Below are 24,632 nucleotides of genomic sequence, written 5' to 3' on the forward strand. Positions count from 1 at the left end.
CGACCACACCCACGACAGGAGCGCCGATGTCAGTCACCCGTCATCTCGTACACCCGGATTCCGAGGCCCTCGCCGAGGCTGCAGCACTGGCGACTGCCGGGCATTTAGGCGACCGGATCGCGGTGGCCGGGCATGCGACCCTGTCCCTCACGGGTGGGTCGGTGGGCGTGAAGACCGCCGCCGCGCTCGCCCGGGCCGACATCGACTGGAACAGCGTGACCGTCTTCCTGGGTGACGAACGCTTCGTCCCGGTGGACGACGCCGAACGCAACGACGGGCAACTCGACGCCGTTCTGCTCGGCGTCATCGGCGACCGTGCCGTCATCCACCGGTGGCCGGCGCGCGGCCCCGAGTTCGACGACGTCGATAGCGCAGCCGAGGCATTCCTGCGGGCCGTGGACCTACCCGCCGGCGATGGACCGCTGTTCGACGTCACGCTGCTGGGTATGGGCCCCGAGGGACATATCGACTCGATCTTCCCGCACTCCCCGGCGATCGCCGAGGTCGAGCGGCTCGCGGTGGGCGTGCGTGACTGTCCCAAGCCCCCGCCTGAGCGGCTCACCTTCACCCTTCCCGCCGTCCGCCGGTCGCGGCACGTGATCGTCGTGGCCGCCGGCGACGGGAAGGCTGAGGCGGTGGCGAAGGGCCTCGGCGGGGCCGATCCCGCGGACTGGCCGGTCGCCGGCGCCGTCGGCATGGAGTCCACCACCTACCACCTGGACGGACCGGCCGCTTCGATGCTGGGTTAGACAGCTGCTGGGTTAGACAGTTGGTGCGTCAGAGATATGGCGCGTCAGACAGATGCTGGGCTGACCGGACACCGGGGTGCACCATTCCGTCCTCAACGGACGAAACGGGGTGCCTGTCCTTCCGTTGCCGGAAGGCGGGCACCCCGCTCGTGTGGGCGACGACTCGGTCGCGCCGGAGTGTGGTGGGTCAGCCGAAGCGGACCATGAGGCCGACCGCCACGATGGCGATGACCCACAGGATCGCGACGACCACGGTGACGCGGTCGAGGTTCCGCTCGACGACGCTGGACCCGGAGAGGCTGGACTGGACGCCGCCGCCGAACAGCGAGGACAAGCCACCACCCTTGCCGCGGTGCAGCAGGATGAACAGCATCAGCAGCAGGCTGGTGATGATGAGGAAGATGTCCAGGGCGAGCTTCATGTAGGGATCGTGCCTCACGTCGGGTCGGGCGGTCGGGTGCGACCGCTACAGACTACCCGGTCGGGTGTCCGCGGCGAATCCCGGCGCGCCCGACCCGGCCGGGCCGGGCGCGCCGGGGTGGGTGGGTCAGGGCAACGGGCCGCCGGCCGCGATGGCGGACAGCTGGGCGAACTCATCCGGCTTGAGCGAGGCTCCGCCCACCAGACCGCCGTCGACGTCGGACTGCTCGAGTAGTTCGCCGATGGTGCCGGCGTTGACGCTGCCGCCGTACAGGACCCGCATCTGCTCGGCGGTCGCGTCGTCCGCGAGATCGGCGAGCGCCGAACGGATGGCGGCACAGACCTCCTGGGCGTCGGCCGCGGAGGCGGTCTTGCCGGTCCCGATCGCCCACACGGGCTCGTAGGCGATCACGGTCGAGGCCAGCTGGTCCCTGGTCAGACCCGCCAGGGAACCCTTGAGCTGGTTCACGACGAAGTCGACGTGGTCCCCGGCCTCGCGCACCTCAAGCTTCTCACCGACGCAGACGATCGGCGTCAACCCGTGCTTGTGGCAGGCGGCGGCCTTGGCGGCCACGAGCTCGTCGGTCTCCGAGTGGTAGTCCCGCCGCTCGGAATGGCCCACGACGACATAGGTGCAGCCGAGCTTGGCCAGCATCGCCGCCGAGATCTCGCCGGTGTAGGCACCGGACTCGTGGACGGAGACGTCCTGGGCGCCGTAGGCGAAACCGAGCTTGTCGCCCTCGATGACGATCTGGACACCGCGGATGTCCGTGAACGGGGCGATGAAGGCCACGTCCACCTTCTCCAGGTACTTGTCCGGGAGTGCGAAGGCGACCTTCTGCACGAGTGCGATGGCCTCGAGGTGGTTGAGGTTCATCTTCCAGTTGCCGGCGATGAGCGGGGTGCGTGCCATGTTCTCTCCTGTGGTCTCGGGGTCCGGATCAGTTGCTGCGCTCGAGGGCGGTGACGCCGGGCAGCTCCTTGCCCTCCAGGTACTCCAGCGAGGCCCCGCCACCGGTGGAGATGTGCGAGAAGTTCTCCTCGCCCAGACCCAGAGTGCGGACGGCCGCGGCGGAATCGCCGCCGCCGACGACCGAGAACGCGCCGTTCTTCGTCGCGGTGATGATGGCCTCCGCGACCCCTCGTGTCCCGGCGGAGAACGCCTCGAACTCGAACACGCCCATGGGGCCGTTCCAGAAGACGGTCTTGGCGGTGGAGAGCGTCTCGCTGAATGCCTTCACCGACTCGGGACCGATGTCCAGGCCCATCTTCCCCTCGGGGATGGCGTCGGCGGCGACCGTGGTGTGCGGCGCGTCGGCGGCGAAACCATCGGCGGCCACCACGTCCACGGGCAGGCTGATGACGTCCCCGAACTTGGCGAGCAGATCCTTACAGGTGTCGATCATCTCCTCCTGCAGCAGGGAGGAGCCGACCCCGTGACCCTGGGCGGCGAGGAAGGTGAAGCACATACCGCCACCGATGACGAGGCTGTCGACCTTGGGCGCCAGGGCTTCGATCACGGCGAGCTTGTCGGACACCTTGGACCCGCCCAACACGACCGCATAGGGGTGCTCGGGGTCACCGCTGAGGTTCGCGAGGACCTCGACCTCGCTCCGGACGAGGTCCCCGGCGTAGGCCGGGAGGACCTTGGCGACGTCGTACACGGACGCCTGGGCACGGTGGACCACCCCGAAGCCGTTCGACACGAAGGCCCCGTCCTCGCCCACGAGGCTCGCCAGTTCGGCGGCGAACTCGGCCCGCTCCGCCTCGTCCTTGCTCGTCTCGCGTGCGTCGAACCGCACGTTCTCCACGAGGAGGACGTCGCCGTCGGTCAGACCGTTGGCGCGCTCGCGGGCATCCGGACCCACCACGTCTCCGGCGAGCTGGACGTAGCGTCCGAGCTCGTCACCCAGCTTCTCGGCCACAGGGGCGAGTGAGAACTCGGGATCGGCCTGCCCCTTCGGACGGCCGAGATGCGCCGTGATCACCAGCGCCGCGCCGGCGTCCAGCAGGGCGTTGAGCGTGGGCAGCGAGGCCGTGATACGGCCCGCATCGGTGATGGTCGTGCCGTCGAGCGGGACGTTGAGGTCGCAGCGGACGAGGATCTTGCGGCCCTCTACGCCGGCGTCGAGCAGGTCGTTGAGCGTGCTCACGGCCATGTGGTGGGACTCCTGTCGGAAGAACGGTGGTGATGGTGGGTGGTACGCGGTACCGGACTATGTGCTCCGGGCCCGGTCGGGACGCTGTGGGCGTTCCCGGACCGGGCCCGGATCGTCGTACTGGGGATGAAAGTCCCGAGAGTTCTCAGAGGGACTTGCCGACCAGGCCGATGATGTCGGCGAGGCGGTTGGAGTAACCCCACTCGTTGTCGTACCAGGAGGCGATCTTGATCTGGCCGTCGATCGCCTTGGTCAGCGGCGCGTCGAAGATGGACGAGTGCGGGTCACCGACGATGTCGGAGGAGACGATCGGGTCCTCGGTGTACTTCAGGATTCCCTTCATCGGACCCTCGGCGGCGGCCTTGATCGCGGCGTTGACCTCGTCGACCGAGGCCTTCTTCTCGAGCTCGACCGTGAGGTCGGTGAGCGAACCGGTGGGCAGCGGGACGCGCACGGCGTACCCGTCGAACTTGCCCTTGAGCTCCGGGAGGACGAGCGCGACGGCCTTGGCGGCACCGGTCGAGGTGGGCACCATGTTGATGCCGGCGGCGCGGGCACGACGCATGTCGCTGTGGGGCGCGTCCTGGAGGTTCTGGTCCTGCGTGTAGGCGTGGATCGTGGTCATGAGGCCCTTGACGATCCCGAACTCGTCCGAGAGCACCTTGGCGACCGGGGCGAGGCAGTTGGTGGTGCAGGAGGCGTTGGAGATGATCGTCTGCGAACCGTCGTACTCGTGGTCGTTGACGCCCATGACGACGGTGATGTCCTCGTTCTTGGCCGGCGCCGAGATGATGACCTTCTTGGCGCCGCCCTCGAGGTGGCCCTTGGCCTTCTCCGCATCGGTGAAGATGCCGGTGGACTCGACGACGACGTCGACCCCGTAGTCGCCCCACGGCACGGACGCGGGACCCTCCTTGACGGCGAGGGCGCCGATCTTCACACCACCGACGGTGATCGACGAGTCGTCGAACGTGACGTCCTTGCCCAGACGACCCAGGATCGAGTCGTACTTGAGCAGGTGAGCGAGCATGTCGTTCGTGGTCAGGTCATTGACGGCCACGATCTCGATGTCCGTCTTGCCCTCGGCCTTGAGAGCCTCCACCGCGCGGTAGAAGTTGCGGCCGATACGTCCGAATCCGTTGATGCCTACGCGCACGGTCACGTGTTGTCTCCTTATTGGTGGTGCGAGAACGCTTTACGTCACCAGGGCCGGGTGGAGCCCGGGACGTGATCCAGACTACCCGCCGCGGACCGCGCCCGTGCAGGGTGCTCGGGGGTGGATCAGCCTTCGTCGAGCATGTCCTCGGTGACGACGGACTCGGTGTCGGGGATTCCGAGATCGGCGGCCTTCCGGTCCGCCATGGACAGGAGCCTCCTGATCCGGCCGGCGACCGCGTCCTTGGTCATGGGCGGGTCCGCGAGCTGGCCGAGCTCCTCGAGCGAGGACTGGCGGTGCTGGACGCGGAGTTCACCCGCAGCGAGCAGGTGATCGGGGACGTCCTCGGCGAGGATCTCCAGGGCGCGCTGGACGCGGGCGGCCGCTGCCACGGCGGCCCGGGCCGACCTGCGCAGGTTCGCGTCGTCGAAGTTGGCGAGCCGGTTGGCCGTGGCGCGGACCTCCCCCCGGGATCGGCGCTCCTCCCAGATGTCCCTGGTGGAGGTGGCGCCCAGTCGGGCGAGGAGGACCCCGATCGCCTCGCCGTCGCGGATCACGACCCGGTCCCCGCCGCGGACCTCGCGGGCCTTGGCGGTCACACCGAGACGCCGTGCGGCGCCCACGAGCGCCATCGCGGCCTCCGCCCCCGGCGCGGTGACCTCCAGCGCGGACGATCGACCGGGCTTGGTCAGCGACCCGTGGGCGAGGAACGCGCCCCGCCACGCAGCCTCGGCGGCGGCGACGGAGCCGCCGACGACCGCGGCGGGGAGCCCGCGGACCGTCCGGCCCGAGTTGTCGACCAACCCGAGTTGGCGGGCCAGATCCGCACCCCGGTCGATGACCCGCAGGACGAACTTTCGGGCCGGTCGCCCGCCCGAGCCCCCGATCGGGTGGATCTCGCACGGGACGGAGAACAGTGCGTCGAGTTCCCCGGCGAGACGATCCGCGATCTCCCCCGAGTCCACCTCGGCCTCGATCACGAGTCGGTTGGACAGGACCTGGAGGGTGCCGGCGAACCTCAGCAGCGCGGCCACCTCGGCCTTCCTGGTCTCGGTGTTCCCCACGGGAACCCTCACCAGTTCGGACTTGACCTGTGCGGTCAGTGACACGCCCTGCTCCTTCGTTCTCGGCTCATCGTCCCGTTCCTCATCGCACCGAGTCGGCGAGTGCCGAGGCGAGCAGTGCGGGGTCGTGGACAGGCCTCATGGTCCCATCCGCAGCGGTCCTGGCGATCTCCGCGGTCATCACCCGTGCCCCGAGTCCCGCCGCCGCCCGGTCGAGATGCGCGCGTTCGGTGGCGCTCAGCGGCATCCTGGGGTCCACGAGCAGGACGTCGAAGTCAACTTCGGGCGCATGCTGACGCAGCACGTGGAGATGCTGCTCGGCGGAGAAGCCGGCGGTCTCCCCCGGCTGCGGCGCGAGGTTGAGCACGAGAGCCTTCGTCGCCGTCGTCCGCTTGAGGGCGGACGCGATCTCGGGCACGAGCACGTTGGGGATCACGCTGGTGAACCACGACCCGGGGCCGAGCACCACGAGGTCGGCCCCGGTGATCGCGCCGACCACGCCCTCCGCGGCGGGCGGACCGTCCGGGATGAGGGTGACCCGGCGGACGCTGCCCGGGGTCGTCGCGACGGCGACCTGTCCGATGATCGTCCGGACCACACGGGGGTCCGCCTCCAGTCCGACGACCTCGGCCGCGATGTCGAGGGCGACCGGGGACATCGGGAGCACGCGGCCGGTGACGCCGAGCATCGATCCGACGGCGTCGAGCGCCTCGATGGGGTCACCCAGCAGCTCCCACAGGCCGGCGAAGACGAGGTTGCCCACCGCGTGCCCGGCCAGTGCGCCCGTGCCCCCGTAGCGGTGTTGGAAGAGCCTCGTCAGGAGCGCGTTGTCGTCCTCCTCGGAGGCGAGGGCGCACAAGGCCATCCGCAGGTCCCCCGGTGGGAGGATCCCCAGCTCGCGACGTAGCCGACCGGAGGAACCGCCGTCGTCCGCGACCGTCACGACCGCCGTGACGTGGTCGGCGACGAGGCGGGCTGCGCGGAGGGTCGCGGACAGGCCGTGACCGCCGCCGAGGGCGACGACGGACGGGATGCTGCCGGTGTCGGCGGTGTCGGCGGTGTCGGTGCTGTCGGTGTTGTCGGTCATGTCCGGCCTCACTCCCGCCCGAGGTCGCGGTGACGGACGTGGACCTCGACCGCGTCGAGGCCGGTCAGTCGGCCGGCGAGCGACTCGGAGATCGCCACGCTCCGGTGTTTGCCCCCGGTGCATCCGACCGCGATCGTCATGTACCGCTTGCCCTCGCGTCGGTACCCGGTCATCGCCAGCCGGATCATCGAGACCGCGGCGCGGAGGTATTCCTCGATCGACTCGTCGGCGAGGACGTAGTCCTGGACGGGCTTGTCCCGCCCCGTGTGCGGCTGGAGCTCGGGTATCCAGTGCGGGTTGGGGAGGAACCGCATGTCCAGCAGCATGTCGACGTCCACGGGGACGCCGTACTTGAACCCGAACGACTCCACGGTGAGGTGGAAGTCGAACCCGAGGTCGCCGAAGGGGGTCTCCAGTCGGTGGCGCAGGTCGTGCACGCTCAGGGATGAGGTGTCCACCACGACGTCGGCACGCCCGCGTAGTCCCTCGAGGATCTTGCGTTCACGGGTGATGCCGTCGATCAACCCGCCACCGGATTGCAGGGGGTGGGAGCGGCGCACGTTGTTGAACCTGCTGACCAGTGCCTCGTCCGAGGCCTCGAGGAAGAGGATCCGCGCCTGCGGACGGTCGTCGATCAGCGCGAGGAGGTCCCCGAGGTGCTCGTCGAACCCGAGGCTGCGGGTATCGGTGACGATGGCGAGGCGGAGGGGCTCGTCGTCGGATTCCCCGAACCGGGCGAGCAGTTCTCCCACGAACGCCAGCGGGAGGTTGTCGACGACGTACCAGCCGAACTCCTCGAGGACCTTGGATGCGGTGCCCTTCCCCGCCCCGGACATACCGCTGATCAGCAGGAGCTCGCGCCCTCGCTCGCCGTGGCCGTCGTCGTCACCTGCGTCCATCGTGTCACCTCGTGTCGTCGGTCTGTGCCCGGTCGGCTTGCCCGTCCGAGTCTTCCACGTCGGTGGCGGCCGCGTCCCCGGGCCCGGTGTCGGTGCCGAGCGTCGAGTGGATCGCGGCCGCGACCCCCGGACCGATCCCGGGTACCGCGCACAGGTCGTCGATGCTCGCGGCGCGCAGTGCGGACACGGTCGGGAACTTCTCCACCAGCGCGGCCCGTCGGGACGGGCCGAGGCCCGGGACATCGTCGAGCACCGACGCCGTCATCCGCTTGGACCGGGCGCCCCGGTGGGCCCGGATGGCGAACCTGTGGGCCTCGTCGCGCAACCGCTGGAGCAGGAACAGCCCCTCACCGTGGCGCGGGAAGATCACGGGGTACTCCTCCCCGGGCAGCCAGATCTCCTCGAGTCGTTTGGCGATCCCGATCACCGGCACGTCGGTCACACCGAGCTCGGACAGGACCTCGGCGGCGGCCTCGACCTGCGGTCGGCCACCGTCGACCACGAAGAGCTGCGGTGGGTAGGCGAACCGGCGGGTGGCGGGCGCCGTGTCCCGGGCTCCGACGTCGTCGACCGGGCCGTCGGTCTCGTCCGGCGTGACGGCCGGGTCCTCGTGGTGGCGTCGGAAGCGACGGCGGGTGACCTCGGCGATGCTGCCGACGTCGTCGGAGTGGCCGTCGCCGGCGGCGTCCCGGATGCGGTAGAGCCGGTAGTCGCTCTTGCGCGGGATCCCGTCCTCGAACACCACGAGGGAGGCCATGACGTCGGTGCCCTGGGTGTGGGAGATGTCCACGCACTCGATGCGCAGGGGTGCCGAGTCCAGCTCGAGAGTCTCCTGGATCTCCTGGAGTGCGGCGGAGCGGGCGGTGAGGTCGCCGCTGCGCCGGAGTTTGTGCTGGGTCAGGGCCTCGACGGCGTTGCGGTGGACCGTCTCGGCCAGGGCCCGCTTGTCGCCGCGCTGGGGCACCCGCAGCGAGACACGGGAGCCGCGGAGGCCCGAGAGCCAGTCCGCGAGCTCGTCCGAGTCCTCGGGCAGGGCGGGGACCAAGACCTCCCGTGGCACCGCGGCTGCGATGTCCCCGGATTCGGCGGCTTCGGCCAGATCGGCCTCTCCCCCGTAGAACTGGGCGAGGTAGTCGGAGACGACCCCGGGGACGGCCCGGGTCGCGTCGAACTCGCCGTCCTCGTCCACCCCGTGGGCGTGCTCGACGACCCATCCGCGCTGGCCGCGGATCCGCCCTCCGCGGACGTGGAACACCTGGACGGAGACCTGGAGTTCGTCGACCTCGACGCCCACCACGTCGGCGTCGGTGCCGTCGCCCAGCACGACCGCCTGCTTCTCCATCGCACGCCGCATGGCACCGAGGTCGTCCCGGAGGCGCGCGGCGCGCTCGAAGTCGAGGTCCGCGGAGGCCTCGAGCATCCGCTTCTCGATGCGGCGCATGATCGCATCGGTGCGCCCGGCCAGGAAGTCGATGAGCTCGCCCACGATCACACGGTGTTCGTCCGGGGTCACCCGGCCTATGCAGGGGGCGGCGCACTTGTCGATGTACCCCAGCAGGCAGGGCCTGCCGAGCTGGGCCTGACGCTTGAACACGCCGGCCGAACAGGAGCGCACGGGGAACACCCGCTGCAGCGTGTCGAGGGTGTCGCGGATGGCCCACGCGTGTGAGTAGGGGCCGAAGTAGCGGGTACCCGGTCGCCGGGGCCCCCGGTAGACGAACGCCCTGGGGAACTCCTCGCCCACGGTGACCGCCAGCATCGGGTAGGTCTTGTCGTCGCGGTAGCGGACGTTGAACCGCGGATCGTATTTCTTGATCCAGGTGTACTCGAGCTGCAGCGCCTCGACCTCGGTGGACACGACCGTCCACTGCACCCCGGCCGCGGCGAGGACCATCCGTCGGGTACGGGGGTGGAGGAGCGACAGGTCGGCGAAGTACGAGCTCAGTCGGCTTCGGAGGTTCTTGGCCTTGCCGACGTAGATGACACGCCCGTGCTCGTCACGGAAGCGGTAGACCCCCGGCTCGGTCGGAATCGAGCCGGGGGCCGGGCGGTAGGTACGTGGATCGGCCACAGCGGGTCAGCGGTCGGCGACGGTCTCGGGGTCGGCGGCCGAGGGCTTGCGGGCTCGCACGGCCTCGCGCAGGCGCGCCATGCCGTCGATCCCGTGTTGGCCGTCGATGGTCTGGATGGCCCAGATCCCGGCGTGTTCGTAGGCCGGGAGCTCGAGCCGGGGCCAGTAGCTGGAGCGCGGGAACGTCAGCCCCACGACGTCGTCCCACCCCCAGGTCCGGACGCGCAGTGGCCCGCGGAGCTCCACGCCCTGCTGTCCGACCCGCACCCGGATCCGCAGGAGGGTGAGCAGGACGCCGGCGAAGATGAAGCCGATCACGACGAAGGCCAGCTGGTCGGCGACCCCGATCGTCACCCCGGTGTCACCGCGGACGAGGATGACCGCCCACACCACGTGGACGATGACGATGAGCACCGCCACCGCGATCGCGGTGGTGCGCATCCGCCGGGGCCGGTGTTCGAAATCCCAGCTCTCGTTCATCGACCGGTCCTCAGGCTGCGGAGGGCGATCGCGGCGCCGAGCGCGGCGGCCACGGCCTCTCCCCCCTTGTCCTCTGCGGCGCCCTCGTGGCCGTCGCGGTCGCGGGCCTGGCCCTCGTTCTCGGTGGTGAGCACCCCGTGGGCGACGGGGGTGGCCTCGTCCAGTGCGATGCGGGTGAGACCGTCGGTCACCGACCGGCAGACGTAGTCGAAGTGCGGGGTGGAGCCCCGGATCACCACGCCCAACGCCACCACGGCGTCATGGGACCGTGCGAGCTCCTGCGCCACCACGGGCAGCTCCACGGCGCCGGTCACGCGCGCCACGGTGACCACCGCACCGGAGGCCTCGGCGACGGACAGGGCCCGGTCCATCAGCTGGGTACAGATCTCCTGGTGCCAGGTGGAGGCCACCACCCCGAGCCGCAGCCCGCGGGCGTCGGGGATCACGAGCTCGGGTCTACCGCTGCCGCTCATCGCTGATCTTCTCCGTCCACGTCGGCGCCGGCCGGGCCGGCGGGCCCCTCGTCGAGTCCCTCGAGCAGGTGACCCATCCGGTCTCGCTTGGTACGCAGGTATCGCAGGTTCTCGGGAGTGACCGCCGTCGGCATGGGCACCCGGGCCACGACCTCGACCCCACCGGCACGCAGCGCGTCCGCCTTGGCGGGATTGTTGGTCATCAGCCGCACCCGGGTCACGCCGAGGTCCCTGAGCATCTGCGCGGCGAGACTGAAGTCGCGGGCATCCGCGGGCAACCCCAGGTCGAGGTTGGCGTCCACCGTGTCGCGCCCGTCGTCCTGCAGTTGGTAGGCGCGCAGCTTCTGCACCAGGCCGATCCCCCGGCCCTCGTGTCCACGCATGTAGAGCACGATCCCGCGACCCTCCTCGCAGACCGCGGCGACCGCGGCGTCGAGCTGGGGTCCGCAGTCGCAGCGCAGCGAATGGAACACGTCGCCGGTCAGGCACTCGGAGTGGATGCGGACCGAGACGGGGTCGTCGCCCGAGATGTCACCCGCGACCATCGCCACGTGCTCGACCCCCTGCAGGGTGTCGCGGTACCCGTGGGCGGTCATGGTGCCGGCCGGGGTGGGGATCCGCGCGGCGGCCTCGTGCACCACCTGGACCTCGTTCGCGCGACGCCACGCCTGGAGTGCCTCGATGGTGATCATCGCCAACCCGTGCTCGTCGGCGAACCGCCGGAGCTCGGGGGTGCGCGCCATGGTGGTGGGGTCGTCCTCGGAGACGATCTCGCAGATGACGCCGGCGGGGCGCAGCCCCGCCAACCGGGCGAGGTCGACCGCGGATTCGGTGTGGCCGGGCCGGGTGAGCACGCCGCCGGGACGGGCGCGCAGGGGCACCACGTGGCCGGGGCGGGTGAAGTCACCGGGCACGGTGTCGTCGGCGGCGAGCAGACGTGCGGTCCGGGCGCGGTCGGCGGCCGAGATCCCCGTGGAGACGCCGGTGCGCGCGTCGACGGTCACGGTGTAGGCGGTGTCGTGGCGGTCCTCGTTGATGGCGCGCATGGGCGGCAGGTCCAGTCGGAGGCAGTCCTCGGCCTCGAGCGCGACGCACACGTATCCGGACGAGTACCGGACGAGGAAACCCATGAGTTCGGGTGTGGCGAGTTCGGCGGCGAAGATCAGATCGCCCTCGTTCTCGCGGTCCTCACTGTCCACCACCACCACGGCCCGTCCCGCCGCGATGTCGGCGATGGCTCGATCGATGCCGTCGAAGGTGGTCACTGCTGCGGGTTCTCCTCAATCAGGCGGGCCCGGGCGGGGGCCGCGGGCGCGGGCTCAAGTATGGCGCATCCGGTCAGTGCGACCCCCCACCGCGTCCGCCGAGCAGCCGCTCGACGTACTTGGCCAGCACGTCCACCTCGAGGTTGACCGGGTCGCCCTCGCCGAGTCCGCCGAGGATCGTGGCCTCGAGGGTGGTCGGGATGAGGGAGACCTCGAACCACGCCTCCGGCTCGCCTCCGGGGCTGACCGCCGACACCGTCAGCGAGGTCCCCGAGACGGTGATCGACCCCTTCTCCACCACGTACCGGGAGAGGTCGACGGGCAACGAGACGCGCACGACGTGCCAGTGATCGTGCTCGACCCGGCTGAGGACGTGGCCGGTGCCGTCGACGTGGCCCTGGACGATGTGGCCACCGAACCGGGCGTCCGCGCGCATGGCGCGCTCGAGGTTGACCGGGTCACCGGGCGCCAGTGCTCCGAGGGCGGTGCGGTCGAGCGTCTCGGCCATCACGTCCACGTCGAAGTACTCCCCCGGCTCCCACCGGGTGACCGTCAGGCACACCCCGTTGACGGCGATCGAGTCGCCGTGGTGGGCGTCCGAGGTGACCAGCGGCCCTCGTATGCGCAGGCGCGCGGAGTCCCCCGTCGTCTCGATCGAGTCGAGGGTTCCGAGTTCCTCCACGATTCCGGTGAACATCAGCGGGGTCCTCTCGTCAGTGGGGTCGTGTCAGCAGTAAGAGTCAGGCGCAGGTGGAGGTCGTCGCCCAGGATGGTGGTCTCTCGGATCTCGAATCCGTGGGCGGCGGCGAGCGTGTCGACCCCTGCGCCGGACACCGCCGACAGTCCGGCGCCGAGTACCAGGGGCGCGAGGTAGGCGTCGATCTCGTCGACGAGACCGGCGGCGAGGAACGCTCCCGCGAGTCGTGGGCCTCCCTCGACGAGGACGTGCGAGACGTCACCGAGCAGGGCCAGCGCCTCGGCGGGGTCGCGGGTGGCCAGGTGCCGGAACCGGTCGTCGGCGCCCCGCACCCTCGCGTCCGCGGGCACGGGGCTCAGCCCCATCACCACCCGCAGCGGTTGGCGGGGGGCGGGCCGGCCGTCGTCGGTGCGGGCGGTCAGGGCGGGGTCGTCGGCGCGCAACGTCCCGGTTCCGACGACGAGGGCGTCGATCTCCTGCCGTCTGGCGTGGGCGTGGCGGCGCGACACGGGCCCGGTGATCCACTTGCTCGATCCGTCCGCCGCCGCCACCCTGCCGTCCAGGCTGGCCGCGTACTTCCAGGTGACGAGGGGCCGGCCGTGGTCCTGGCGGTGGAGCCACGCCCTCAGCGGGCCGCTGCGGGCGGCGCGCACCTCGTCGTCGTCGGCCCGGACGACCCCGATCCCCTCCCGCCGCAGGGTCCCGGCGCCGCCGGACGCCACGGGGTTCGGGTCGGATACCGCGTACACCACACGGGCGAGCCCCGCCTCGCGGATCCGACCGGTGCACGGTCCGGTGCGCCCGTGGTGGTCACACGGCTCCAGGGTCACCACGATCGTCCCGCCACGCGCGCGGTCCCCGGCGGCGTCCAGCGCCACCACCTCGGCGTGCCGACCGCCGGGGGCCTCGGTCGCGCCCGTCCCCACGACCTCACCGCTCTCGTCGAGGACGACCGCACCGACCGGGGGGTTGGGGGTGCAAACCCCCAACGCGGAGGCGGAGACGGTGATCGCCGCGGCGAGGGCGTCCCGTTCGCGACGGCGGCGTCCGTCACCATCGGCCCCCGGCCCGCCGGGCACGCCCGGCACCTCCGGCACGTGAGGCACCGTCACGCCCGCGCGTCGAGCGCCCCGGAGCGCAGGGTCCCGATCATCGCGTCGGGGTCCGGAGCACCGTAGACGGCCGAGCCGGCCACGAACACGTCGCATCCCGCGGCAGCGCACTCGGCGATGGTGCCCGCATCGATGCCCCCGTCGATCTGGATCAGGACGGCGAGACCGCGGCGGTCGATCTCCGCGCGCAGCGTGCGGACCTTGTCCAGCACCTCGGGCATGAACTTCTGGCCGCCGAAACCGGGCTCGACGCTCATCACCAGGACCAGGTCCACATGGTCGAGCAGATCGAGGTACGGCTCGACCGCGGTCCCGGGCTTGATGGAGATGCCCGCCCTGCACCCCCTGGAGTGCAGCTGCTCGGCGACCGCCCTCGGGTCGTCGGTCGCCTCGACGTGGAAGGTGACGTTGAACGCCCCGGCGTCCACGTAGTCACCGACCCAGCGCGCGGGGTCCTCGATCATCAGATGACAGTCCATCGGCTTGTCGGTGACCCTCCCGACCGCCTTGGCGACAGGGGCGCCGAAGGACAGGTTGGGCACGAAGTGACCGTCCATGACGTCCACATGGATCCAGTCGGCGGACGGGATGCGCTCGATCTCGCGGTCCAGGCGGGCGAAGTCGGCGGACAGGATCGACGGCGCGATGAGCGGCTGGTACGACATGTCGTCCAGTCTAGGCGGGCCGGCCCGGGCGGCCCCCCGAGGGCGCGGACCGCGACCGGTCCCCGACGATCAGGCGTCCGGAGACACCAGGGAGACGCAGAATTCCAGCTGGTCGGCGACGATGCGCTCGAAGTGCGGGTCGACGTAGGGGTCGAAGTGTTCGCACGGGTACTCCAGGTACCGGCCGTCCGGAATCCGCTCCGCGGCCCGACGCGCGGTCGCCGCGGGGGTGATGGCGTCCCCCGTCGCGATCTGCACCAGCGTCGGGCAGGTGATCCGCCGCGTGTGCCGAATCGGCGAGTAGAAGCCGATCCGTGCCAGGATCCGTGCCGCGACGTCGTCGCGGAAGTCGCTGCGGCGCAGTCCCGAGTCGGCCGCCAATCGGTCCACAGCGGGATCGGCGTCCGGACTCGTCATGACCGCCGTGTCGCCCGGTCGTCCGACGAGACGCACGTACCGGGGTTCCCGACGCCGGAGCGAGCGCCACAGGTCGTCGAGGATGGCCGGGCCGAGTCGGAGCGCCGCGGCGAGCCCCGTCGCCCGGACCGCCGCCGGACCGCTCACGTGGGGGACCTGGGCGACGACACCTGCCAGCCGCTCCCCCGTGCCGGCGAGGGTGAGGACGTGTCCACCCGAGAACGACGTGCCCCAGGCGATGACGCGGTCCGGGTCGACCCCGGGCAGTGACCGGGTGAAGGCGAGGGCGGACCGCCAGTCGTCCAGTTGGCGGCCGATGTCGAGGAGCTGCCGGGGCTGTCCGTCGCTGGCACCGAAGTGCCGGTAGTCGAAGACCACCACGACGAAGCCCGCGTCCCGGAACCGCTCCGCGTAGGCGGGCAACCGCAGGTCCCGGATGCACCCGAAGCCGTGTGCCATGACGATCGCCGGTGCGGGCGCGGCCGGTGCCGGGGTGTCACGTGCCGGGGTGTCACGTGCCGGGGTGGCGGGGCCACCGGCCGACCCGTCCGGGCGGTAGACCCACGCAGAGCACCGCACCCCGTGTGAGGTGAACTGCGCGTCCTCACGCATCGTTGCCCCTTCGTAGCGCCGCCATGAACATCGCGTCGGTGCCGTGCCGGTGCGGCCACAGCTGCACCCACGGGCCGTCGCCCAGGCCGTCGACCGGACGGCCGACCACCTCGGCGAGGATCTCACGCACATCGAGGAGCTCGACGTCGTCGCGCCGATCAGCCTCGCGCACCACCGACACGGTCTCCGACAGGTGCGGCGAGCAGGTGGCGTACAGCACCACCCCTCCGGGCCGGACCAGACGCAGAGCCGACTCGAGGAGTTCGCGCTGGAGCGTGACCAGGCCCGGGATGTCGGCGGCGGTCTTGCGCCACCGCGCCTCGGGTCGACGACGAAGTGCGCCGAGGCCGGAACACGGGGCGTCGAGGAGCACCCGGTCGAACCCCGGCTCCAGACCCGGGTCGCGACCGTCGGCGGTGTGCACGGTGACCGGCAGATCCTTCGTCGCGCCGCGGACGAGGTCGGCGCGGTGCTCGGAGATCTCCACCCCGGTGAGCGTCGCCTGGTCGATCTCCGCGAGAGCACCCAGCATGACCGCCTTGCCGCCGGGTCCGGCGGCCAGATCGAGCCACCTCCCGGAATCCGGACCGGTCAGCGGTGCGCGGGCGGCGGCCAACGCGACGAGTTGGCTGCCCTCGTCCTGGACCGTGGCGAGCCCGTCGCGGACGGCGTCGAGGGCACCGGGGTCCCCGGAGTCCAGGTGCACCGCATAAGGGGACAGCTCGCCCTCCGTCCCCCCGGTGATCAGCGCCAGTTCCTCACCCGTGATCGCCCCTGGGCGGGCGGCGAGGTGGACCTTCGGCCGGGCGTCGTCGGCGGCGAGCAGTTCCGGCAACTCCGCGGCGGCGGCACCGAGGGATTCCGCGAACGCACGGGCGATCCACTCGGGATGGGCGGTTCCGATCGCCATCCGGGCCACCGGGTCGGTGACGCCGTCACGGAGCGCGTCGACCCACGAGTCGAGACCCCGGGCGGAGACCTTCCGGAGAACCGCGTTGACGAATCCGCCCGCCTTGCCCAGGCCCGCGGTGCGGGCGGCCTCGACCGCGGTGTCGACCGCGGCGTGCGCACCGATGCGGGTGAACAACAGCTGATACGAGCCCAGCCGCACGAGGTCGAGGACCGGCGGGTCGATCTCCTCGACCGGCCGGGACGCCGCGAGCGCGATCACCCGGTCGAGCAGCCCCTGCGCCCGGAGGGTGCCGTAGGTCAGCTCCGTGGCCAGGGCGGCGTCCCGGGTGTCCAGCTTCGCGCGGCGCAGTTCGGCCGGCAGGGACAGGTTCGCGTAGGCCGAGCGTTCCCGGACGGCCGCCATCACCGCCAGGGCGACGGTTCTGGCGTCGGGGCGGGGCTGCTTTCGCGACGAACCCTGCTTCTCCGCCCGGGCGTCGGGCCGCCGACGGCGGTCCGATCGCGGCCGGCCTCCCCCGCCACTCCCGGGGCGCCCCTGCCCACTGCCGCGCGGGCGGCCCTCGCCACCGCTTCCCGGGCGTCCCTGTCCTCCGCCGCGGCGGGCGTCGGGACCCTGCCCACGGCCCTGTCGATCGTCGGCGCTCACTCGAACACCGCACCCTCGTCGAGTCGGGCGCCGCGCACCCAGTCGAGCGCGTTCATCATCTTCTTCCCCGGTGGCTGGATGGTGCCCAGGGCGAGCGGTGTGGTCGCGGTGCCCACGAGGAAGGACCGCTTGTCCCACGCGATTCGGCCGGGCCCGAGGTCCGCGGGAGCGTCCTCGGCGGGGCGAGCGGAGCCGATCTTCACGCGTTCACCGCCCAGGGTCGTCCACGCGCCCGGTGCCGGGGTGACCGACCGGATATGACGGTCGACGGCCAGTGCGGGATCAGACCACCGCACGCGGGCGTCGTCGACCGTGAGCTTCGGCGCGTGGGACGCACCGTCCGCCGGCTGGGGAACCGCGCGCAGCTCTCCCGCCTCGAGACCGTCGAGGGTCGCCGTCAGCAGGCCCGCACCCGACACGGCCAGACGACCGAGGAGGTCCCCGGCCGTGTCGCGGGGCCTGACGGTCTCGGTCATCGTCCCCAGGACCGGGCCCGTGTCCATCCCCTCGTCCAGCAGGAACGTGGTGGCTCCGGTCACCTCGTCTCCGGCGGCGATGGCGGCGTTCACCGGGGCCGCGCCCCGCCATGCCGGGAGCAGGGAGAAGTGCAGGTTGATCCATCCCTGCGCGGGGATGTCGAGCACGGGGCGGGGGACGAGGTGTCCGTAGGCGACCACGGGCACCGCGTCGGGCGCCAGCTCGAGCAGGCGCTCGGCGAATTCCGGGTCGCGGGCGTTCGGCGGCGTGAGGACGTCGAGCCCCGCGGCGTCGGCGGCGGCCGCCACAGGGCTACGGGACAGTCCCCGGCCACGGCCGGTGCGGGCGTCGGGGCGCGAGATCACGGCCACCACCTCGTGGTCGCTGTCGAGCAGTGCCCGGAGGGAGGGAACGGCGACCTCGGGTGTGCCGGCAAAGACGAGACGCATGGTCACCTCACCGCCAGGGCGTCGGAGAGCTGGTCGTAGATGACGCCGCCGCTGACCGCCGCGCTACCGAACCAGCTGGCCGAGCGGATCTCGGCCATCGCCGCGCGGCGACGCTCCGGGGTGAGTCGCTGGAGGAACAGCACCCCGTCGAGGTGATCGGTCTCGTGTTGCACGGCGCGGGCGAGGATGCCCTCGGCCTCGAATCCGACGGGCTCACCGTGCACGTCGAACCCGCGGGCGCGGACGCGGGCGAAGCGCTCGGTGGGCACGGACACACCCGGGATCGACAGGCACCCCTCGTTGACGTGGGTCCTCTCGTCGCCGATCGGTTCCCACTCGGGATTGACCAGGTGCCCCTCACTGCCGCCGCAGCTGTAGACGAACACCCGGGTGGATACTCCGATCTGGGGCGCCGCGAGTCCGGCACCCTCCTCGTGCGCGACGGTGTCCATGAGGTCCGCCACCGTGCGCGCCAGCCTGTCGTCGAAGGAGGTGACGGGGTCGGCGGCGGTCCGCAGGACCGGGTCGCCGAAGAGACGGACGGGGTGGACGGTCATGCGTATCGGGTCTCCTCGCGGGCGTCGATGCTGAACGGCCATTCTAGGCCCTCCGTCGGCGGGCGCCCGCGGCGGCGGTTCGTGACGCCGGGCGCGCGCGGCCGTCAGCCGATGTGGACGGGATCCAGCCGCACCCGGACGGGGTGGCTGTGGCGGCGCCCGGACCGTCGGAGGACGAGCGCGCGGATCTCCGCGGCGACCTCCGCCAGGACGGGCGGAGGAACCCGGAACAACACCCGCTCCGGGTCCTCCACCTCGTCATGGCCCGGGAGTTCCTCGCCGGCGGGCAGATCCACCGGCCCCAGGACCTCCACGCTGTCCATCAGCCGGAAGTCCTCGAGGACCTCGGCGAGCGCGGCGGCCGGACCGTCGACCGCGATCATGTGCACCGCCGGCGGGAAGCCCACCTCGGCGCGGTCGGCGAGTTCGCGCTCCGCCCAGCCCTGGGGGTCCCAGCGGACCAACGCCTGGGCGACCGCGGACTCCGACTCGGCGGACAGGAAGACCCTGCCGCCCTCGTCGGCGGGACGCACGAGGCCGGCGGCGCCGATCCACAGGCGCAGGGCGTTCTGCACGGCACGGAGATCGGGACGGCCGAGGAGGGCCCACGAATCCAGGAGCAGGGCCGCGCCGTACCCGCCCTCGGCGACCGGTTCCGCACCCGGGGTCGACACGATGATCGCGGGGCCGGCGGGCACCGTGTCGAGGATGTCCCCTCCCCCGCTGGTGCGGATCCGGATACCGGGGAACATCCTCCCCAGTTCCTCCGCGGTGCGGCCGGCCCCCACGACCCCGGCCCGCAGCGCCCGGGACCCGCACGCCACGCACCGGAACCCCGGTTCCGGGACCCCGCACCACCCACACGCCAGCTCCACGGGGCCGTAGACCTCGTCCATCCGACCGGCTCGGAGCGGGCCGTTGCACCGGCGGCACCGTGCCGGGGTCCGGCAGGAGCCGCACAGCAGGGTCGGGATGTACCCCTTCCTCGGCACCTGCACCAGGACCGGGGCGTCCACGTCGATCGCCTCGCGGGCCATCGTCAGGGCGACGGCGGGCAACCGGGTCCGGCCCCCCGCGACATCGCGGGCCTGGACCGGGTCGGCATCGGTCACGGCGACCACGCGGGGCGCGAGCTCGCGGACCAGCCCGGGCCGCGGACGGATCTCGTGCGCCCAGCCGGAGCGCACGTACTCGGCCACCTCGGGGGTCCGGTCCACCGACGACAGCAACAGGGGCACCGCCTCGAGCGCCGAGCGTTGCGCGGCGACGTCCCGCGTGTGCGGATAGGGCGCGCGCGGTTCGACGAACGAGTCGTCGCCGTCGTCGTGCAGCACGATCAGTCCCAGTTCGGGCAGCGGCGCGAAGACCGCGCTCCTGGTGCCGACGACGATCCGGGCGTGGCCGCGGACCGCGCGCAGCCAGCGGCGGTAGCGGGCGGAGGGCCCGACACCGGCGGACAGATCCGTGACGAGTTCCCGACCGGCCGCGCCGCCCCCGACGACCTCGCGACACGCCGCGGCGAGGCGGTCGACGTCCCGCTGGTCCGGGACGATCAGGAGGACCTGGAGCCCACGACGTCGCAGGGAGTCGGCGAGGGTCGCCAGGGCCCGGGCCCAGTCCCGTCCCGGTGGGACCGTCCACACCCCGCGGGCGGGGACGGCGCCGGTCGCGGCCTCGAGGAACCTGGCGACCATCGGGTGGTCGCCCCACCCTTCCGGTACCTCGACCGGCCCCACCGACACCCCGAGGGGCGGCTCCGGCTCCGGGACGGACTTCTCGGCGGCGGCGTGGCGCGGCGGGATCGCCAACCGGATCACGTCCGAGCGCATCCCCACCCACCTGCGGGCGACGAGGTCGACCAACCGGAGCAGGGCCGGGGTGAGGACGGGCTCGGGCGACACGACGCGTTCGAGCCAGGCCAGATCCCCCTGGTGATCGGTCTGCGCGCGCCGCTCGACGAGGAACCCGTCGACCAAGCGGCCGGCGAACCTCACCCGCACCCGCACGCCCGGGGCCGCCTCGGCGGAGAGGGATTCGGGGACCAGGTAGTCGAACTCCCGGTCGAGGTGAGGGACCCCGAGCAACGGCAGGACCCGGGCCACGGGGGCTTCTGCCGCCGCGACCCGGGTCGCTGGGCGCGTGGTGGTCACGTCCGAAATACTCGCACCCCGCTCCGACACACGGGGCGGCGGCGTCAGAGTCCGGCGGCCTGCTTGAGCTCGTCGACGCGGTCGGTGCGCTCCCAGGGCAGGTCGATGTCGGTGCGACCGAAGTGACCGTAGGCGGCCGTGGGGGCGTAGATCGGGCGCTTGAGGTCCAGGTCGCGGATGATCGCGCCGGGCCGCAGGTCGAACACCTCGGTGACGGCCTGCTGCAGGCGGTCGATGTCGACCGTCTCGGTGCCGAACGCCTCCACGAACAGCCCGACGGGGGCGGCCTTGCCGATGGCGTAGGCGACCTGGACCTCGACGCGCTCGGCCAGGCCGGCGGCGACGATGTTCTTGGCGACCCAGCGCATGGCGTAGGCGGCCGAGCGGTCCACCTTGGACGGGTCCTTGCCCGAGAACGCGCCGCCGCCGTGGCGGGCCATGCCGCCGTAGGTGTCGACGATGATCTTGCGTCCGGTGAGGCCGGCGTCGCCCATCGGGCCGCCGAGCACGAACCGGCCGGTCGGGTTGACCAGCAGTCGGAAGTCGGCGGTGTCGATCCCACCGGCGGCCTCGGCCAGGACCGGGTCGATCACGTGCTGCGTGAGGTCGTCCCGCAGGGTGGTCTCCAGGTCGACGCCGTCGGCGTGCTGGGTGGAGATGACGATGGTGTCCAGCCGGACAGCGCGGTCACCGTCGTACTCGATGGTGACCTGGGTCTTGCCGTCCGGGCGCAGATAGGCCAGCGTGCCGTCCTTGCGCACCTCGGTCAGCCGCCGCGAGAGGCGGTGGGCCAGCGCGATGGGCAGCGGCATCAGCTCGGGGGTGTCCGAGCAGGCGTAGCCAAACATCAGGCCCTGGTCGCCGGCGCCCTGACGGGCGATCGCGTCCTCGACCGAGTCGGTGGACGTACGAGCCTCGTGGGAGGTGTCCACGCCCTGGGCGATCTCCGGCGACTGCTGGCCGATGGAGATCGACACGCCGCAGGAGACGCCGTCGAAGCCCTTGTCCGAGGAGTCGTAACCGATCTCGACGATCTTGTCGCGGATGAGCTGCGGGATCTCCACGTAACCGGTGGTCTTGACCTCGCCGGCCACGTGCACCATGCCGGTGGTGACCATCGTCTCCACGGCCACCCGGGCCGCCGGGTCCTGCTCCAGCATCGCGTCCAGGATCGAATCTGAGATCGCGTCACAGATCTTGTCCGGATGCCCCTCGGTCACGGACTCGCTGGTGAACAGCCGACGTGCCTGCGTCACAGTGGTTCTCTCTTCCATGGTGGGATCGCGTGTGATCGTTGCTGATCGCGTGGGAACAGACTAGTCGGTGCGGTCCGCGTCACTCCGCGCGGTCCGCCCGTCCGCGATCCCCACGACCGCGTCGAGGAGGCGGTCGGCCAGGAGGTCCTTGCTCGCGTGCTCGACAGCCGTCTCGCCGCCGCCCGAGTCCAGGATCCAGCCACCGTTGACGTCCTTGCCGAAGGTGGTGTCACGGCCGACCTCGTTGACGACGAGGAGATCGCACCCCTTGCGGGCGAGCTTGGCGCGGCCGTGCTCGAGGACGGACCCCGATGCGTCCCCGGTCTCGGCGGCGAAACCCACCAGGACGCAATCTGCCGGGACGTCCCCTGCCGAGCGCGCGGAGACCAGCTCGGCCAGGATGTCCGGATTCCGCCGGAGGCGGATCTCCGCCGGCTCGGACTCGCTCCCCTTCTTGAGTTTGGAGTCGGAGACGTCGGCCGGCCGGAAATCGGCGACGGCGGCGGCCTTGATCACGACGTCCGCGTGGGCCGCTGCGCGCAGCGTCTGCTCGCGCAGTTCCAGCGCCGACTCGATGTGCACGGCCTCGACCGCGGGTGGGGTCGGCAGATCGGAGGACGTCACCAGTGTCACGTGGGCCCCCCGGGCGGCGGCCACCGCGGCGATCGCGTGGCCCTGTTTGCCCGAACTGCGGTTGCCGAGGAAGCGAACGGGGTCGATCTCCTCGCGCGTGCCGCCCGAGGTGACGACGACGTTCTTCCCGGCGAGGTCCCACGGCAGTGATCCCCCGTCGAGCAGGAGTCGGGCCAGCCGCGCGATATCGGCGGGCTCCGGAAGCCGCCCGGCGCCGGTGTCCGCCCCCGTGAGCCGACCCCACGCCGGCGGCATGACGTGGATGCCGTCCCCCCGGAGGGTGTCGACGTTGCGTCGGGTCGCGGGGTGCTCCCACATCTCGGTGTGCATGGCCGGGGCGAGGAGCACCGGGCAGCGAGCGGTGAGGAGCGTGGAGGTGAGGAGGTCGTCGGCCCGACCGCTCGCCGCGCGGGCGAGCAGGTCCGCGGTGGCGGGGGCGACGACGACGAGGTCCGCCCGTTGCCCGAGGGCGACGTGGCGGACCGAGGGTACGTCCGAGAAGACCCCGGTGGACACCGGGTTGCCGGACAGCGCCTCGAACGTGGCGGACCCGACGAATCGCAGGGCCGCCTCTGTGGGGACGACGTCGACGTGGCATCCGGACTCGGTGAGGAGCCGGATCAGGCCACAGGCCTTGTAGGCGGCGATCCCGCCGCCGACTCCGACGACGACGCGCGGGCCGCGCTTGTCGTCCCCGGAGGGGCTCACTCGCCCTCGGCGCAATCGAGCAGGTCGGAGTGCAGCTCGCGCAGCGCGATGGTCAGGGGCTTCTCGTGAAGACCCGGGTCGACCAGCGGGCCGACGTATTCGAGGATGCCCTCCTCGATCTGGTTGTAGTACGAGTTGATCTGACGTGCACGCTTGGCCGCGAAGATCACGAGTGCGTACTTGGAGGACGCCCGCTCGAGCAGCTCATCGATCGGGGGGTTGGTGATGCCGATCGGGGTGTCGTACAGCGGGGTGGCCGCTGCGGCTTCGGTGGTGGCCACTATGGGTTCTCCTCTGGGTACAGCCTGGGATGGTGTCTCGGGTGACACCGGGGTGATGCCGGGTGATGCCGGTTCCGCCGCTAGTCGCGGCCGACCAGCAATGATACCAACTCGTCGACGGCCTTTTCGAGTTCGTCGTTGACGACCACGACGTCGAACTCGTCGCGGGCCTCCATCTCGACCTTCGCGGTCTCGAGCCGGCGGGTCACCACGTCGTGTGGTTCGGTGCCGCGACCACGCAGTCGGACCTCGAGTTCCTCCCACGACGGTGGGGCCAGGAACACGGTCCTGCCCTCGGGGATCGACTCGCGGATCTGACGGACACCCGCGAGGTCCACCTCGATGAGGACCGGGTGCCCCTCCTCGAGAGCCTGTCGCACCGGCTCGGCGGGGGTGCCCGACAGCTGCAGCCCCCGGTGGATCTCCGCCCACTCCAGCATCCGGCCCTCGGAGACGGCTTCCCGGAAGTCCTCGGTGGACACGAAGTAGTAGTCGCGGCCGTCGACCTCACCGGGCCGCGGGGCCCGCGTGGTCATCGACACGCTGAAGTAGAGGTCCGGGAGGCGCTCGCGGAGGCGGGCGACGACGGTTGACTTCCCGACGGCGGAGGGGCCGGCCAAGACGATCAGCCGGCCCCTCTTCGCCGTCGACTCCGGGGTGACCCCGGATGACGGTGTGTTCATTCGTCGATCAGTCGACCGTGAAGTCGAACCGCTCGAGCAGTGCGCGGCGCTGGCGGTCACCGAGACCACGCAGGCGGCGCGTCGGCGCGATCTCAAGCTCGGTCATGATCTCCTGAGCCTTGACCTTGCCGACCTTGGGCAGGGCCTCGAGCAGCGCGGAGACCTTCATCTTGCCAAGGATCTCGTCGCTCTCGGCATCCTTGAGCACCTGCTTGAGGTCGGTGCCGCCACGCTTCAGGCGCTCCTTGAGCTCAGCCCGGGCGCGACGGGCGGCAGCCGCCTTCTCCAGAGCAGCAGCGCGCTGCTCATCGGTCAACTGGGGAAGGGCCACAATTCCTCCGTCTCGTTCGTGTGTGTCTCATGACTCACGCGGATGTCCACCGTAGGACACCCCCGCCTGGTGTGCGGTGACCGTCCCCGGCGCGTCCGCGGGCTGCGGAACACCTCCGGGAGCGGGCGCTCCCTCGTGCTCACCGTACCCGGGCGGTTCCGCCGCCCCCGAGGGGACTTCCGCGGCTCCGGGCCTGATGACCTCAGCAACAGTACGCGGCCGG

Annotated in this window: 25 protein-coding genes; 1 reads left to right on the plus strand and 24 read right to left on the minus strand. The window is 71.6% G+C overall.

Annotation, left to right across the window (positions count from 1 at the left end):
• Positions 1–26 precede the first annotated feature (26 nt).
• Positions 27–749 (plus strand): 6-phosphogluconolactonase, encoded by a 723-nt coding sequence (gene pgl / locus L8M95_RS01385; protein ID WP_260487565.1) that lies wholly within the window; start codon positions 27–29, stop codon positions 747–749.
• Positions 750–936: 187 nt separating this feature from the next.
• Here the strand turns inward: pgl and secG are convergent, their stop codons facing one another.
• The 24 genes from secG to mihF form a co-directional block, all read right to left on the minus strand.
• Positions 937–1,170: a preprotein translocase subunit SecG gene (gene secG, locus L8M95_RS01390; RefSeq protein ID WP_260487566.1), complete on the minus strand. Its 234-nt coding sequence runs from the start codon at positions 1,168–1,170 to the stop codon at positions 937–939.
• A gap of 126 nt (positions 1,171–1,296) precedes the next feature.
• Entirely contained in the window at positions 1,297–2,082 is a 786-nt protein-coding gene (gene tpiA / locus L8M95_RS01395) for a triose-phosphate isomerase (protein ID WP_260487567.1), read from the minus strand.
• Positions 2,083–2,110: 28 nt separating this feature from the next.
• Positions 2,111–3,328 carry a phosphoglycerate kinase gene (locus L8M95_RS01400; RefSeq protein ID WP_260487568.1) on the minus strand — a complete coding sequence of 406 codons (1,218 nt, stop codon included), beginning with the start codon at positions 3,326–3,328 and terminating at the stop codon, positions 2,111–2,113.
• A gap of 145 nt (positions 3,329–3,473) precedes the next feature.
• Positions 3,474–4,490: a type I glyceraldehyde-3-phosphate dehydrogenase gene (gap, locus tag L8M95_RS01405; protein ID WP_260487569.1), complete on the minus strand. Its 1,017-nt coding sequence runs from the start codon at positions 4,488–4,490 to the stop codon at positions 3,474–3,476.
• A gap of 119 nt (positions 4,491–4,609) precedes the next feature.
• Complete coding sequence (gene whiA / locus L8M95_RS01410) at positions 4,610–5,593, minus strand: DNA-binding protein WhiA (RefSeq protein ID WP_260487570.1); 984 nt, start codon at positions 5,591–5,593, stop codon at positions 4,610–4,612.
• Between the two features lie 37 nt (positions 5,594–5,630).
• Positions 5,631–6,635 (minus strand): uridine diphosphate-N-acetylglucosamine-binding protein YvcK, encoded by a 1,005-nt coding sequence (gene yvcK, locus L8M95_RS01415; protein ID WP_260487571.1) that lies wholly within the window; start codon positions 6,633–6,635, stop codon positions 5,631–5,633.
• Between the two features lie 8 nt (positions 6,636–6,643).
• Positions 6,644–7,534: an RNase adapter RapZ gene (gene rapZ / locus L8M95_RS01420; RefSeq protein WP_260487572.1), complete on the minus strand. Its 891-nt coding sequence runs from the start codon at positions 7,532–7,534 to the stop codon at positions 6,644–6,646.
• A 4-nt stretch (positions 7,535–7,538) separates the two neighbouring features.
• Positions 7,539–9,605: an excinuclease ABC subunit UvrC gene (uvrC, locus tag L8M95_RS01425; RefSeq protein WP_260487573.1), complete on the minus strand. Its 2,067-nt coding sequence runs from the start codon at positions 9,603–9,605 to the stop codon at positions 7,539–7,541.
• Positions 9,606–9,611: 6 nt separating this feature from the next.
• Complete coding sequence (locus L8M95_RS01430) at positions 9,612–10,085, minus strand: PH domain-containing protein (protein ID WP_260487574.1); 474 nt, start codon at positions 10,083–10,085, stop codon at positions 9,612–9,614.
• Positions 10,082–10,558 (minus strand): 6,7-dimethyl-8-ribityllumazine synthase, encoded by a 477-nt coding sequence (ribH, locus tag L8M95_RS01435; protein WP_260487575.1) that lies wholly within the window; start codon positions 10,556–10,558, stop codon positions 10,082–10,084. Before ribH ends, L8M95_RS01430 begins: the two co-directional genes overlap by 4 nt.
• Entirely contained in the window at positions 10,555–11,823 is a 1,269-nt protein-coding gene (locus tag L8M95_RS01440) for a bifunctional 3,4-dihydroxy-2-butanone-4-phosphate synthase/GTP cyclohydrolase II (protein ID WP_260487576.1), read from the minus strand. The genes ribH and L8M95_RS01440 overlap by 4 nt, the downstream gene beginning before the upstream one ends.
• A gap of 73 nt (positions 11,824–11,896) precedes the next feature.
• Positions 11,897–12,520 carry a riboflavin synthase gene (locus tag L8M95_RS01445; RefSeq protein ID WP_260487577.1) on the minus strand — a complete coding sequence of 208 codons (624 nt, stop codon included), beginning with the start codon at positions 12,518–12,520 and terminating at the stop codon, positions 11,897–11,899.
• Positions 12,520–13,599 (minus strand): bifunctional diaminohydroxyphosphoribosylaminopyrimidine deaminase/5-amino-6-(5-phosphoribosylamino)uracil reductase RibD, encoded by a 1,080-nt coding sequence (gene ribD, locus L8M95_RS01450; RefSeq protein ID WP_396119726.1) that lies wholly within the window; start codon positions 13,597–13,599, stop codon positions 12,520–12,522. Before ribD ends, L8M95_RS01445 begins: the two co-directional genes overlap by 1 nt.
• A gap of 29 nt (positions 13,600–13,628) precedes the next feature.
• The gene (gene rpe / locus L8M95_RS01455; protein WP_260487579.1) at positions 13,629–14,297 is read right to left on the minus strand and encodes a ribulose-phosphate 3-epimerase; all 669 of its coding nucleotides are present in this window, start codon (positions 14,295–14,297) and stop codon (positions 13,629–13,631) included.
• A gap of 69 nt (positions 14,298–14,366) precedes the next feature.
• On the minus strand, positions 14,367–15,326 hold the full coding sequence (locus tag L8M95_RS01460) for an alpha/beta hydrolase (RefSeq protein WP_260487580.1): 960 nt from the start codon (positions 15,324–15,326) through the stop codon (positions 14,367–14,369).
• Positions 15,319–16,884: an RsmB/NOP family class I SAM-dependent RNA methyltransferase gene (locus L8M95_RS01465; protein WP_260487581.1), complete on the minus strand. Its 1,566-nt coding sequence runs from the start codon at positions 16,882–16,884 to the stop codon at positions 15,319–15,321. Before L8M95_RS01465 ends, L8M95_RS01460 begins: the two co-directional genes overlap by 8 nt.
• Positions 16,881–17,810: a methionyl-tRNA formyltransferase gene (gene fmt / locus L8M95_RS01470; protein WP_260487582.1), complete on the minus strand. Its 930-nt coding sequence runs from the start codon at positions 17,808–17,810 to the stop codon at positions 16,881–16,883. Before fmt ends, L8M95_RS01465 begins: the two co-directional genes overlap by 4 nt.
• 2 nt (positions 17,811–17,812) lie before the next feature.
• The gene (def, locus tag L8M95_RS01475; RefSeq protein WP_260487583.1) at positions 17,813–18,367 is read right to left on the minus strand and encodes a peptide deformylase; all 555 of its coding nucleotides are present in this window, start codon (positions 18,365–18,367) and stop codon (positions 17,813–17,815) included.
• A gap of 104 nt (positions 18,368–18,471) precedes the next feature.
• A complete protein-coding gene (locus L8M95_RS01480) occupies positions 18,472–20,517 on the minus strand; it encodes a primosomal protein N' (protein ID WP_260487585.1) in 2,046 nt (681 codons plus the stop codon).
• Positions 20,518–20,561: 44 nt separating this feature from the next.
• A complete protein-coding gene (metK, locus tag L8M95_RS01485) occupies positions 20,562–21,773 on the minus strand; it encodes a methionine adenosyltransferase (RefSeq protein WP_260487586.1) in 1,212 nt (403 codons plus the stop codon).
• Between the two features lie 60 nt (positions 21,774–21,833).
• The gene (coaBC, locus tag L8M95_RS01490; protein ID WP_260487587.1) at positions 21,834–23,114 is read right to left on the minus strand and encodes a bifunctional phosphopantothenoylcysteine decarboxylase/phosphopantothenate--cysteine ligase CoaBC; all 1,281 of its coding nucleotides are present in this window, start codon (positions 23,112–23,114) and stop codon (positions 21,834–21,836) included.
• Positions 23,111–23,395 (minus strand): DNA-directed RNA polymerase subunit omega, encoded by a 285-nt coding sequence (rpoZ, locus tag L8M95_RS01495; RefSeq protein ID WP_061228655.1) that lies wholly within the window; start codon positions 23,393–23,395, stop codon positions 23,111–23,113. The genes coaBC and rpoZ overlap by 4 nt, the downstream gene beginning before the upstream one ends.
• A gap of 80 nt (positions 23,396–23,475) precedes the next feature.
• Entirely contained in the window at positions 23,476–24,078 is a 603-nt protein-coding gene (gmk, locus tag L8M95_RS01500) for a guanylate kinase (protein ID WP_260487588.1), read from the minus strand.
• Positions 24,079–24,085: 7 nt separating this feature from the next.
• Complete coding sequence (gene mihF, locus L8M95_RS01505) at positions 24,086–24,409, minus strand: integration host factor, actinobacterial type (protein WP_007631925.1); 324 nt, start codon at positions 24,407–24,409, stop codon at positions 24,086–24,088.
• Positions 24,410–24,632 lie beyond the last annotated feature (223 nt).

This window comes from Dietzia sp. B32, from assembly GCF_024732245.1.
In the GTDB taxonomy this organism is placed as follows: Bacteria; Actinomycetota; Actinomycetes; order Mycobacteriales; family Mycobacteriaceae; genus Dietzia.